Raw genomic sequence first — 11,610 nt, 5'->3', positions numbered from 1 at the left:
ACGATGAACACGTTCCACTACGCCGGCGTCGCGGAGATCGACGTCACGCAGGGGCTCCCCCGGCTCATCGAGCTGGTGGACGCCCGGAAGACGCCGGACACGCCGATGATGACCGTCCACCTCGAGGGCGAGTACGCGACCGACCGCGAGAAGGCCCACGAGGTCGTCTGGTCGATCGAGGCGACGCGCATCCTCGCGCTCGGCGACGTGTCGACGAACGTCGCCGACATGCTGGTGCGCATCGACCTGAACGACGACACCCTCTTGGAGCGGTGGCCGACCCACACCGATCCCTCGGCGGTCGCCGAGGTCATCGCCGAGACCATCGAGGACTCGCTCGGCGTCGACACCCGGCAGTCGGGCACCGTCATCGAGTTCGGTCCGAGCGAGCCCAGCTACCGCGAGCTGCTCCAGCTGGTCGAGCGGCTCCGCGACATCGTCTTCAAGGGGATCGAAGAGATCGAACGCGTCGTCATCCGGAAAGAGGAGATCGACGGCGAGGAGGAGTTCGTCCTCTACACCGAGGGGTCGGCGTTCGGCGACACCCTCGACATCGAAGGCGTCGACGCCTCGCGGACGACGTGTAACAACATCCACGAGATCTACCGCAACCTCGGCGTCGAGGCCGCCCGCGAGACGATCATCGACGAGACGAAGAACACGCTCGAAGAGCAGGGGCTCGACGACGTGAACGTCCGCCACCTGATGTTGGTGGCCGACATCATGACGAACAACGGCGAGATCGACTCGATCGGCCGCCACGGCATCTCGGGCTCGAAGGACTCGGTGCTCGCGCGCGCGGCGTTCGAGGTGACGGTCAACCACCTCCTCGACGCGGCGATCCACGGCGAGTACGACGAGCTCGACGGCGTCATCGAGAACGTCATCGCCGGTAAGCCCATCTCGCTCGGGACGGGCGACGTCGACCTCCGGATGGGGTCGCGCGTCGTGGGCGACGACTGATGCGCGTCGAGCTCTCCGACGAGGCGCGGCGCTACATCGGTCGCTTCGACGAGCTGACCGGGGTCGCGCCGAAGGACTGCCTCGTGGAGGGCGACCGGCTCGTGTTCCTCGTGCCGGCCGGCGAGATGGCCGCCGCGATCGGACAGGCGGGCGAGACCGTCGAGGAGGCGGAGCGCCGGCTCGGCAAGTCGGTCGAGCTGGTGGAGGACGCGGACACCCCGGCGGCGTTCGTGGCGAGCGCGCTCGCGCCCGCGGCGGTCAACGCCGTGACGATCTCCGAGCAGAACGACCGCGTCGCGTACGTCGAGGTGCCGGAGCCCGACCGCGGTGTCGCCATCGGTGCGGACGGGACCAACATCGAGACGGCCCGGACGCTGGCGAAGCGTCACCACGACATCGACGACGTCCAGCTGACGTAGGCCCGACCCGATCCCTCGACCGCGAACCCACGTTCTTTTGTCCGCGGCGCGGTTTTTCGACCCATGGACCGCAGACGCGTTCTCGCGGGGCTCGGGGCCGGGGTCGCGGTCGGGGTCGCCGGCTGTTCCGGCGACGACGACGGGTCGGGTGACGACGGGGCGGACGACGACGGCCCCGACCGTCCGTTCGCAGAGGCGGAGTGGCGCGACGGGGACGGGCTCGCGCTCGAGGTACTCGCCGAGACGCACGCCGAGTCGCTCGTCGAGGCGGGCGGGTTCACGCTGTTCTCGACGGCGGAGACGAGCCACGACGGCGACGCGGAGCCGACCCCGTGGCTTCCCTCGCAGACCTACGAGTCCGGGTACGACCTGGAGAACGGTCGCCAGTACGTGAAACAGGAGATGACGGAGACGGAGGAGCCGGACGTCACGGAGCTGTACGTCGCCGGCGACGAGCTGCTGTTCCGGCGGCGGGCCGACGGCGAGACGCAGTACGACCGCCAGTCGGTGGACCGGTCGGATGCAGACCTCGAAGAGGCGATGCGACAGGAGGCGCTGACGGGGATCCGCGTGGGGGCCGAGACGGCGGCCGGCGAGACGGAGTACGAGGGACTGAACCGCTGGAACGCGACGAGCGACGGCGAGGGGCAGGTCCGCGACGAGCCGACCGCCCGGTTCACAGCCGACGAGTTCGACGGCGACCGGAACATCCCGGAGGCGGCCGAAACCGCGTCGGCGACGGCGCACGTGTACGAGTCCGGGGTCGTGCCGCGGCTCGAGCAGTCGTGGACCGGCGAGCACGACGACCAGCAGGCGACCGTCGACGTCGACATCGACTACCGCAATCCCGGCGCGGAGATTCCCGAGCCCGACTGGGCCGACGACGCCCGCGAGGCGACGGACGGGTAAGACGGCGGCGGCGATACCCCGGACGGGACGACGGGGCGGTCACCGTCACCGACGGCGACAAACGACGCCCGCTCACGCCGGCTTACCGGCTCAGCGGAGCGGAGCGACGGTCATTTCGTATCGCGCGTGTCGCGAAAACACCCTCAGAATGGACGAGAGGTACCGCTCGAGCGATCTGAGGGCGTTTCGTCGCGTCGAAAGACGACGCTTAAGTAGCTCCGTTCGGAAGTAGACGTACGATGGCGAACGGCAAATACGCGGCCCGTAAGCTCAAACAGGACCGGCAGAAGCGCCGCTGGTCCGACTCCGAGTACGCTCGGCGAGAGCGCGGGCTCAAGAAGAAGTCCGACCCCCTCGAGGGCGCCCCGCAGGCCCGCGGGATCGTCCTCGAGAAGGTCGGAATCGAGGCAAAGCAGCCGAACTCGGCGATCCGAAAGTGCGTCCGCGTCCAGCTCATCAAGAACGGGAAGCAGGTCACCGCGTTCTGTCCCGGTGACGGCGCCATCTCGTTCATCGACGAGCACGACGAGGTCACGATCGCCGGGATCGGTGGAGCCAAGGGTCGCGCGATGGGCGACCTCTCCGGCGTCAACTACAAAGTCGAGAAGGTCAACGGCGTCTCGATGATCGAACTGGTTCGCGGCAACGCGGAGAAGCCCGTCAGATGAGCGGTGAGGAAGCCGAGGCCGCGTCCGACGAGGACGTCGCCGCCGACGAGCCGGACCCGGACGCGCCCGCCGCCAGCGAGGCCGCCAACGAGAACGCCAAGCTGTTCGGCGTCTGGGACGTCACCGAGATCGCCTACGAGGACCCCTCGACGAAGCGGTACATGACCGTGACGCCCATCGCCCACACCATGGGCCGCCACGCGTCGAAACAGTTCAAGAAGTCCGAGATCTCCCTGGTCGAGCGGCTGATCAACCGCCTGATGCAGACCGAGGAGAACACAGGGAAGAAACAGCAGGCGACGCGGATCGTCCGTGACGCCTTCGACATCGTCCACGACCGGACCGAGGAGAACCCGGTGCAGGTCCTCGTGACGGCCGTCGAGAACGCCGCGCCTCGGGAAGAGACCGTTCGCCTGAAGTACGGCGGCATCTCCGTCCCCAAGGCGGTCGACGTCGCGCCCCAGCGTCGCGTCGACCAAGCGCTCCTGTTCATTTCCGACGCCGTCGCCAGCGCGACGTACAAGTCGACCACGTCCGCCGCCGAGGCGCTCGCCAACGAGCTGACCGCCGCCGCCGACTACGACGCCGACCGCTCCTACTCCATCTCGCAGAAGGAGGAGCGCGAGCGCGTCGCCGCCGCGGCCCGCTGACGCGACGGCTTCGGCCGGCCGAGCGGACTTCTCTCTTTCCACGCCTTCGAGTCGCGACTCCATCTGGATTCGACCGACGAAATCACCGACTCCCGTCGTCTCACGTCACGGTTCCCGGCAAGCGTCCAGATCGGCGACATTTATTTGTAGATCCTCCAGAGACACGCACAACGTATGGCAGGCACAGTCATGCAGTTCTGGCGGCGGTATCGGGCGGTGCCGATCGTGTATCGCATCGGACTGGCGTTCGTGCTCGGCTCGGTGTTCGGCCTCGCCGTGGGTCAGCCGGCGACCGCGCTCCAGCCGCTCGGCGACCTGTTCGTGAATCTCCTGAGCATGCTCATCGTACCGATCGTCGTCTTCACGCTGCTGATGGGGGCGCGTCGGCTCTCGCCGAGCAACCTCGGGAAGATCGGCGGGCAGGTGGTCGCGCTGTACGCCCTCACCTCGGCCGCGGCGGTCGGCTTCGGGCTGCTGGTCGCGAACCTCATCGATCCGGGGGTGAACCTCGAACTGGGCGACGCGGAACCGCAGACCGCCGAGGCGCCCGACATCGTCGAGGTGATCCTGGGTATCGTCCCGCAGAACCCGATCGGAGCGATGGCGTCCGGGGACATCCTCCCGATCATCTTCTTCATCATCGTGTTCGGGCTCGCGCTGGCGCTCGTCGAGCAGTCCACCGACTCGGCCGACATCCGCGACGGCGTCAAGTCCTTTTACGACCTCGCAGAGGCCGGCGCCGAGGCGATGTTCAAGATCGTCTGGGGCGTCATGGAGTACGGCGTGATCGGGGTGTTCGCGCTGATGGCGGCGGTGTTCGGCGAGGCCGGCGTCGACGCGATCGTCCCGTTCGCCCTGCTGATCGCCGCGCTGGCGATCGCCGTCGTCGCGCACATCGCGGTCGTCCACCTCGGCATCATCGTGCGGCTGTTGGCCGGACAGTCGCCGGTGGCCTTCCTCGTCGGCGGACGCGACGCGCTGATCACCGCGCTGTCGATCCGCTCGTCGAGCGGCACGCTCCCGGTGACGATGGCCAACGCGGACAACAACTTTCATATCGACGAGGGCGTCTACAGCTTCTCGCTGCCCCTCGGCGCGACGATCAACATGGACGGCACCGCCCTGTATCAGGGCGTCGCGGCCGTCTTCGCCGCGAACCTCGTCGGCGTCCAGCTGTCGCTCGCAGAGCAGCTGACGGTCGTCCTCGTCGCCGTGCTGGCGAGCGTCGGCGCCGCGGGCGTCCCGGGGACGGGGCTCATCATGCTGACGCTCGTGTTGACCCAGCTCGGGCTCCCGCTCGAGGTCGTCGGGTTCGTCGCGGGCGTCGACCCGATCTTGGACCGCATGCGGACGATGACCAACATCAGCGGCGATCTGGCGGTCACCACGATCGTCGCGAAGTGGAACAACGCCATCGACTTCACGCAGGGCGCGTGGGTCGGCGAGAGCGGTGAGCCCGGCGTCGCCGCTGGCGACGATTAAAAAAGCGGAAATCCGTCGCGGAGGGGCGGCGGACCGCCCGTCCGCGAACGGTTCGACCGTCCGTGAGCCGTCTCAGTCGTCGGCCGGCGCCGCGCCGGAGCCGTCATCGGCGTGCTGCTGTTTGACCCACGAGAGCTTGCCGCCGGCCGCGAGGATCTCGCGCTCGCGCTCGGAGGCGTCGAGGTCAGCGGTGAACTCCCAGTCGTCGTTGACGCTCACGGTGAACTCCTCTTGTCCGGAGGAAACGCCCGCGGGCACGTCGTCGACGATCTGGAGGTCGTCGCCCTGCTCGATCCGCTCGTATGTCTCCGCGTCGATCGCCAGCGGGACGATGCCGAAGTTGAACAGGTTCGCCTTGTGGATGCGGGCGAAGCTCTGCGCGAAGACGGCCTCGATACCGAGGTACATCGGACAGAGGGCCGCGTGTTCGCGCGAGGAGCCCTGTCCGTAGTTCTCGCCGGCCACGAGGACGCCGCCGTCGGCGTCGAGCGAGCGCTGCGCGAACGTGTCGTCGACGCGCGAGAGCGTGAACTCGGAGAGCTTCTCGATGTTCGAGCGGAACTTCAGGATGTCCGCCGTCGCCGGGATGATGTGGTCGGTGGTGATGTTGTCCGTCATCTTGAGGAGCGCCTCACCGCCGTCCACGTCGATCCCGTCCTTGAGCGGGACGTCGCCGATGTTCGGCCCCTTGACGAGGCCGTCGTCGATCGCCTCGTCGGGCGCGATGATGTCGGAGTCGGACTCGCCCATGCCGGGACCGTATTTCGTCCCCATCTCGAACCCGGGCTCTTCGAGGTCGCCGAGGTCGTCGGCGAGGTCGCGCGGGTCGACGATCTCGCCGGTGATGGCCGCCGCGGTGGCGACCTCGGGCGAGCAGAGGAAGACGGAGTCGTCCTCGATGCCCGAGCGGCCCTCGAAGTTGCGGTTGAAGGTGCGCAGCGAGACGGAGTCGGAGGCGGGCACGTGACCGATGCCGATACACGCGCCGCAGGTCGCCTCGGAGAAGTTGACGCCGGCCGCCATCATCTCCGCGGTCCAGCCCTCGCGGGCCAGCATCTCGGAGGCCTGCTTGGAGCCGGGCGCGACGATCATCTCGGTGCCCTTCGACACCTCGCGGCCCTCCAGCATCTTCGCGCTGGGGAGGATGTCCTCGTAGGCGCCGTTGGTACAGGAACCGATGATGACCTGCTCGACGTCGGTGCCCTCGTACTCGCTGACGGGGGCGACGTTGTCGGGCATCGAGGGGGCGGCCACGAGCGGCTCGAGGTCGGAGAGCTCGACCTCGATCGTCTCCGCGTACTCCGCGTCGTCGTCGGGCTGGAGGTCGACGTACTCCTCCTCGCGGTCCTGACGCGCGAGCCAGTCCTTCGTCTTCTCGTCGGTCGCGAAGATCGAGGAGGTGGCGCCGAGCTCGGTGCCGAGATTCGTGATCGTGGTCCGCTCCGGGATCGAGAGGTTCTCGGCACCGGGGCCGGTGTACTCGAAGATCTTGCCGACGCCGCCCTTGACCGTCAGCTCGCCGAGCAGGTGGAGCGCGATGTCCTTGGCGGTCGCCCACTCGGGGAGCTCCCCTTCGAGGTGGACGTTGACGACCTCGGGCATCTCGACGTAGTAGGGGCCGCCGCCCATCGCGACGGCGATGTCGAGCCCGCCCGCGCCGATCGCGAGCTGGCCGAGTCCGCCCGGGGTCGGCGTGTGCGAGTCGGACCCGAGCAGCGTCTTGCCGGGCGCGGCGAAGTTCTCCTTGTGGACCTGGTGGCAGATGCCGTTGCCGGGGCGAGAGAAATAAGCGCCGTACGTGCCGGCCGCAGAGCGGAGGAAACGGTGGTCGTCGGTGTTCTTGAAGTCGAACTGGTACGTCTGGTGGTCGCAGTACTGCGCGGCGAGCTCCGTCTGGACCTCGTCGAGGTCCAGCGCCTCGAACTGGAGCCACACCATCGTTCCGGTGGTGTCCTGCGTCAGCACCTGGTCGATCTCGATGCCGATCTCCTCCCCGGGCGTCAGCTCGCCCTCGACGAGATGATCATCGAGGATCTTCTCGGTAATCGTTTGTCCCATATCATTCGCACGTCGCCCTCCCGAGAATATAAAACCCGCGAGTTTTTTGGAAGATCGACCGTGTAAGATCCGCCGAGGCGGCAATTCTTGGGGGATGATCGACGAGGTATCGTCCCCCGTGTGAGCAATAGTCGTAACGAGAGTATAAGGCTCATAAAGGCCGTTATCGGTTGAATTTTCCGGATCTCGCGGCGGCTGCGGGCGAGGCGGCACGTACCGCGTCGGCGTGCGACACCGTTTAGTCTCGGCCGCGGGTTGGGTCGGGCATGTTCGACTCGGGTGCGACGGTGGCAGCGGCGTTGGAAGCCGGCGACGCCGACCTCGACGACGCGCAGCGACAGCCGAACGGCGTCGATCTCACGGTCGGCGCGGTGTTCGAGCAGACGGAACCGGGCGCGATCCGTCGCGACGGCAAGCGGGTGGGCGAGCGCGAGGAGATCGAGCCCGAGGACGGCGCGTATCGACTCGACCCCGGAACGTACGTGGTCCGGTACGGCGAGCCGGTCCGGATTCCGAGCGAGCGGATCGGCTTCGTGCTCCCGCGTTCGACGCTGCTTCGGAACTCCTGTACCCTCGACACGGCCGTCTGGGACGCCGGGTACGAGGGCGTCGGCGAGGGGCGTCTCCACGTGGGACACGCGATCGAGATCGAGCCGGGAGCGCGTCTCGCTCAGCTGGTGCTCGCCGAAGCCGACCACGACGGGGCGTACGAGGGGTCGTATCAGGCGGAGAACCTGTAGCGGGGGCAGATCACCCCGTCGAGGAACGCGCTCTCGGGGCCGTCACCGACGGGTCCGAGGGCGGCGGTGACCGCGCGAGGTTCGGGCGTCGCTCGTCGGTATCAAAGGAACGAACCGCACGCCCGTGCCGGGAAAAGGTGGCACGAGCGTGCCGTTCGATAGGTCCCCGCTGACGCTTCGGCCCTCCAAAGCGAAGCGTCACGCGAACTAAGCGGGGGAACGAACTTAAGCGTAGCGGGGCGGCAGCGCCGCCGGACGCGGATCCGGTCCCGTCGGTCGGAATCGCTCGACAGAGAAGCCCTAGCGTCTCGCCGGGTGGTCGTCACGGAGCCGGGACTGCCCCGGACCGAGCAGTCGCTCGCGGAGCGTGCCGCCGCGCCGCGCCTCGCCGTCGGTCGGATCGGGAACGAGTCCGCGTTCACGCAGTTCGGGTACCACGAGGTCGACGAAGTCCGTTAGCGAGTCCGGGCGCACGACCTCCTTCACGTTGAACCCGTGGACGCCGACCTCCTCGTGCCAGTACGCCAGCTCGTCGGCGACCGTCTCCGGCGTGCCGACGACCTTCGGGGAGGTGGTGCCGAGGCCGCAGAACTCCGCGACCTCGCGAACGGTCCACTCGCGGTCCGGCTGGGCCTTCGTGAACGCGTTCATCGTTCCCTGAATCGCGTCCGTCTCGATGTGCTCGACCTTCTGGTCGGGGTCGAGCTCGGACAGGTCCATGTCGAGGAACCCCGACAGGAGCGCGAGCGTCGCCTCGACGTCGACGTGCCGCGTGTGCTCCTCGTACTTCGCCTCCGCGAGCGCCCGCGTCTCGCCGACGACGGGGACGACGCCGATGAAGAACTTCAGGCTCTCGGGGTCGCGACCGCGGTCGGCCGCGCGCGACTTCACGTCGGCCATGTACTCGCGGACGCCCTCCTCGGTCGGCTGGCTGGCGAAGACGGCCTCGGCGTTCGCGGCCGCGAACGCCCGCCCGCGGTCGGAGGAGCCGGCCTGGTACACGACGGGGGTCCGCTGCGGCGAGGGCTCGCAGCCGTGGGGGCCGGGCACGGAGAAGTGCTCGCCCTCGTGGTCGATCGCCGAGACCTTCTCGGGGTCGGTGTACCGCCCGGACTCGCGGTCGACCTCGACCGCGTCGTCGTCCCACGACTCCTCCCAGAGCTTGTAGCAGACGTCGAGGAACTCGTCGGCGCGGTCGTAGCGCGTCTCCTTGTCCATCCGCTCCGAGAGCCCGAGGTTCTCGGCGGCCGACTGGAGGTAGGAGGTGACGACGTTGATCGCGATCCGGCCGTCGGTGAGGTGATCGAGCGTGGAGAACTCCCGCGCGAGCTGGTAGGGGTGGGTGTACGTCGTCGAGCGCGTCACGGCGAACCCGAGGTCGTCGGTGACCTCCGCCATCGCGGGGACGACCAGTTGCGGGTCGCTCGCGGGCGTCTGGACCGCCTTCTCGACGGCCGTGTGGCGGTCGTCGCCGTACACGTCGTAGATCCCGCGCACGTCGGCGAAGAAGACCGCCTCGAAGCCGCCGCGCTCGGCGGTCCGCGCGACCTCGGTCCAGTACTCGCGGTCCGCGTACTCCGGCGACCGGTCGCCGGGGTAGGTCCACGACCCCGGCGACACGTGCTCGACGGAGGCCATGGTAAAGAGGTTGAGATGCAGGTGGTCGGGCATGGACCCGGATACGGGAGGCTCGGATAATACCCCACAGAAAGGGGCGTCACTTGTCGATGTCGGAGACGCCGGCGGGGGCGACGGCGAAACCGAGCTACGGCGACGGGGTGTCCGGCGAGGAGACGTACGCGGCGAAGTCGGAGGTGGTGATGATCCCGATCGGCGTGTCGCCGTCGACGACGGGCACGTGGTGGAAGCCGTGTTCGACCATCGTCGCGGCGACGTCCGAGACGAAGTCCTGCGCGCCGGCCGTGATCGGGTCGCGCGTCATGTACCGCTCGACGGTGGTCTCCGCCTTCGGCTGGCTCTTCGCGACGATGTCGACGAAGTCCGTCGTGGTGAGGATGCCGACCAAGGCGCCGTCGTCGACGACCAGCACCGAGCTGATGTCGTTGTCGAGCAGCACGGCGGCCGCGTCCTCGACCAGCGTGTCGGGCGTTACCGTGTGGAGATCGCTCGTCATCAGCCGCGCGACGAACACGTCGTCGATGTCGTTCATACTCGAGAGTCCGTCGCTCGGGGTATAAGGATTCCCACAGTCACAGGAACCGGGAGAGGCCCGACTGCCGGCGCGGGCCGTCGCCGTCGGGCTCGGCCACCCACGCGGTCCGCTCGTCGCGGAGCCGGTCGCGGTCGATCGCCGGCGGGTCGGCGGGGTCGTACGCGGTGCAGGCCGCGCCGCAGTCGCGTCCCGGGTTCACCACCCTGTCGAACCGGTCGCAGTACGGCCGGCCGTCGGCGGTCCCCGCCGCGTGCGCGCACGCTGGGGGCGACGGCCGCCACCCCTTCCCGTACGCGCGCTCGGCGACCCGGCGCCGCTTGCGGGCCAGCGCGTCCGGGTCGACGAGGGCGACGTCGGTCCGGAGCGACCGCTCCTCGCGGATCTCTACCCCCGGCGCGTCGGGCGTCAGCGGCGTCGGCTCTCGGACCACCTCGCGCTCGCCCGTCTCGGGGTCGAACCGCCAGACGCCGACCGGGTCCGGGATCCGGTTGAGGTGCGCGCGAGTGACGTACGAGGCGGTGGCGAGGACCACCTCGTCGAACAGGCCGAGCGCGACGTCGTACCGCAGCTGGGCCGCCAGGTCGCCCGGCGTCCCGAGATCGGGCTTGTTCTCGATCGCGGTCAGCGAGCCGACCCAGTCGTCGGGGTACCGAGCGGTCGCGCGCACGACCGGGCGCCCGTCGCGGCGCTCGCGCTCGAGGTAGCCGATCTCGACCGCGCGCTCGACGACCGCGGCCGCTCGGTCCGGGGGGAGGTCGAACGCCGCCGCGACGGGGACCGCCTCGCCGGGACCGACCGCCGCCTCGATCGCGGGGTCGGGGATCCGCTCGGGCGTGATCGCCGCCCGTCGGTCGAACCCCGGTCCGGGCGCGAGCACGCAGACGTCGACGATGCGGCCGCCGGGGTTCGCGACGCCGGCACCGAGCTGACGGGCGACGACGGTGTCCGGCGATTCGAGCGCGGCGCACAGGGCCAGCTCGAACCGGAACTCCATGAGAGACCGGAGGGGCGCCGGCGAGTAAAGCGCGTCGGCGCGGGCGATGGCGTATAAAGGGTAGTGAGACGCGGCGGCGCGGACGCCGGCGTCTCGGTTCGGAACCGCCGCGGTCGAAACCGGTATTCCCGGGCGGCGTCAACGTCGACCATGCGCCGGGTCACCCGGAATCTCCTCATCGCCATCGCCCTGGTCGTCGTCGCCCTGCTCGCGCTGGGCGCCCTGCCGAGCTACCTCGGCAGCGGCGACCCCTACTACCTGACCGCCGAGCCGATCGAGACCGACGAGCCGACGGTGGACGTCACCAACGCCTCCGAGCAACAGTATCCGTTCCTGACGAGCGCGCTCGCGAGCGACGACGGGCGGTCAGACCCGTACCGGGCCGACACGTACGGGATCAAGGAGTGGTTCACCCACACGCCCTTCGACGAGGTGGACGCGCTGGCGCGACAGACGCCCGAGGCGGCGACCGACGACGGCGTCCGCGTGCGGTACGAGGGGACGGTCTACCGCGCGGAGGTGGTGCAGCCGTGACCGACGAGAGCGAGCGCCCG

General features: G+C 69.0%; 12 protein-coding genes. 8 read left to right on the top strand and 4 right to left on the bottom strand.

Annotation, left to right across the window (positions count from 1 at the left end; genetic code table 11):
* The 6 genes from rpoA2 to R6U01_RS14480 all read left to right on the top strand — a co-directional run.
* Positions 1-963, top strand: a 963-nt coding sequence (rpoA2, locus tag R6U01_RS14505; RefSeq protein ID WP_410287155.1) for a DNA-directed RNA polymerase subunit A'', incomplete at its 5' end; no start/stop codon positions are given.
* Positions 963-1,382: a NusA-like transcription termination signal-binding factor gene (locus R6U01_RS14500; protein WP_410287154.1), complete on the top strand. Its 420-nt coding sequence runs from the start codon at positions 963-965 to the stop codon at positions 1,380-1,382. The genes rpoA2 and R6U01_RS14500, both read left to right, overlap by 1 nt.
* Before the next feature lie 63 nt (positions 1,383-1,445).
* Positions 1,446-2,291, top strand: coding sequence for a hypothetical protein (locus R6U01_RS14495; RefSeq protein ID WP_410287153.1), 846 nt, complete (start codon positions 1,446-1,448; stop codon positions 2,289-2,291).
* Positions 2,292-2,530: 239 nt separating this feature from the next.
* The gene (locus R6U01_RS14490) at positions 2,531-2,959 is read left to right on the top strand and encodes a 30S ribosomal protein S12 (protein ID WP_004048726.1); all 429 of its coding nucleotides are present in this window, start codon (positions 2,531-2,533) and stop codon (positions 2,957-2,959) included.
* Entirely contained in the window at positions 2,956-3,609 is a 654-nt protein-coding gene (locus tag R6U01_RS14485; RefSeq protein WP_410287152.1) for a 30S ribosomal protein S7, read from the top strand. The genes R6U01_RS14490 and R6U01_RS14485 overlap by 4 nt, the downstream gene beginning before the upstream one ends.
* Before the next feature lie 174 nt (positions 3,610-3,783).
* Positions 3,784-5,091, top strand: a complete 1,308-nt coding sequence (locus R6U01_RS14480; protein ID WP_410287151.1) for a dicarboxylate/amino acid:cation symporter — start codon at positions 3,784-3,786, stop codon at positions 5,089-5,091.
* Positions 5,092-5,163: 72 nt separating this feature from the next.
* On the opposite strand, the gene R6U01_RS14475 is transcribed toward R6U01_RS14480, so the two are convergent.
* The gene (locus R6U01_RS14475) at positions 5,164-7,149 is read right to left on the bottom strand and encodes an aconitate hydratase (protein WP_410287150.1); all 1,986 of its coding nucleotides are present in this window, start codon (positions 7,147-7,149) and stop codon (positions 5,164-5,166) included.
* A 266-nt stretch (positions 7,150-7,415) separates the two neighbouring features.
* On the opposite strand from R6U01_RS14475, the gene R6U01_RS14470 reads away from it, so the two are divergent.
* Positions 7,416-7,889: a deoxyuridine 5'-triphosphate nucleotidohydrolase gene (locus R6U01_RS14470; RefSeq protein ID WP_410287149.1), complete on the top strand. Its 474-nt coding sequence runs from the start codon at positions 7,416-7,418 to the stop codon at positions 7,887-7,889.
* Positions 7,890-8,189: 300 nt separating this feature from the next.
* Here the strand turns inward: R6U01_RS14470 and R6U01_RS14465 are convergent, their stop codons facing one another.
* The 3 genes from R6U01_RS14465 to R6U01_RS14455 all read right to left on the bottom strand — a co-directional run bounded on the left by R6U01_RS14465 (position 8,190) and on the right by R6U01_RS14455 (position 11,056).
* On the bottom strand, positions 8,190-9,560 hold the full coding sequence (locus R6U01_RS14465) for an LLM class flavin-dependent oxidoreductase (protein ID WP_410287148.1): 1,371 nt from the start codon (positions 9,558-9,560) through the stop codon (positions 8,190-8,192).
* Between the two features lie 94 nt (positions 9,561-9,654).
* Positions 9,655-10,059, bottom strand: coding sequence for a cyclic nucleotide-binding/CBS domain-containing protein (locus R6U01_RS14460; RefSeq protein WP_410287147.1), 405 nt, complete (start codon positions 10,057-10,059; stop codon positions 9,655-9,657).
* 40 nt (positions 10,060-10,099) lie between these two features.
* Positions 10,100-11,056: a DUF5787 family protein gene (locus tag R6U01_RS14455; protein WP_410287146.1), complete on the bottom strand. Its 957-nt coding sequence runs from the start codon at positions 11,054-11,056 to the stop codon at positions 10,100-10,102.
* 150 nt (positions 11,057-11,206) lie between these two features.
* Here R6U01_RS14455 and R6U01_RS14450 point away from each other — a divergent pair, with 150 nt between their 5' ends.
* The gene (locus tag R6U01_RS14450; RefSeq protein WP_410287145.1) at positions 11,207-11,590 is read left to right on the top strand and encodes a hypothetical protein; all 384 of its coding nucleotides are present in this window, start codon (positions 11,207-11,209) and stop codon (positions 11,588-11,590) included.
* Positions 11,591-11,610 lie beyond the last annotated feature (20 nt).

The organism is Halorubrum sp., assembly GCF_046498025.1.
In the GTDB taxonomy this organism is placed as follows: Archaea; Halobacteriota; Halobacteria; order Halobacteriales; family Haloferacaceae; genus Halorubrum.
Note: the sequence above shows the minus strand (reverse complement) of the source record. Positions and strands in the feature narration are given on the sequence as shown.

What these genes read in the sequence shown, in the direction of transcription:
- R6U01_RS14500 (WP_410287154.1), top strand. Translation starts at nt 963, where the DNA reads ATGCGCGTCGAGCTCTCCGACGAGGCGCGGCGCTACATCGGTCGCTTC.
- R6U01_RS14495 (WP_410287153.1), top strand. Translation starts at nt 1,446, where the DNA reads ATGGACCGCAGACGCGTTCTCGCGGGGCTCGGGGCCGGGGTCGCGGTC.
- R6U01_RS14490 (WP_004048726.1), top strand. Translation starts at nt 2,531, where the DNA reads ATGGCGAACGGCAAATACGCGGCCCGTAAGCTCAAACAGGACCGGCAG.
- R6U01_RS14485 (WP_410287152.1), top strand. Translation starts at nt 2,956, where the DNA reads ATGAGCGGTGAGGAAGCCGAGGCCGCGTCCGACGAGGACGTCGCCGCC.
- R6U01_RS14480 (WP_410287151.1), top strand. Translation starts at nt 3,784, where the DNA reads ATGGCAGGCACAGTCATGCAGTTCTGGCGGCGGTATCGGGCGGTGCCG.
- R6U01_RS14475 (WP_410287150.1), bottom strand. Translation starts at nt 7,149, where the DNA reads ATGGGACAAACGATTACCGAGAAGATCCTCGATGATCATCTCGTCGAG.
- R6U01_RS14470 (WP_410287149.1), top strand. Translation starts at nt 7,416, where the DNA reads ATGTTCGACTCGGGTGCGACGGTGGCAGCGGCGTTGGAAGCCGGCGAC.
- R6U01_RS14465 (WP_410287148.1), bottom strand. Translation starts at nt 9,560, where the DNA reads ATGCCCGACCACCTGCATCTCAACCTCTTTACCATGGCCTCCGTCGAG.
- R6U01_RS14460 (WP_410287147.1), bottom strand. Translation starts at nt 10,059, where the DNA reads ATGAACGACATCGACGACGTGTTCGTCGCGCGGCTGATGACGAGCGAT.
- R6U01_RS14455 (WP_410287146.1), bottom strand. Translation starts at nt 11,056, where the DNA reads ATGGAGTTCCGGTTCGAGCTGGCCCTGTGCGCCGCGCTCGAATCGCCG.
- R6U01_RS14450 (WP_410287145.1), top strand. Translation starts at nt 11,207, where the DNA reads ATGCGCCGGGTCACCCGGAATCTCCTCATCGCCATCGCCCTGGTCGTC.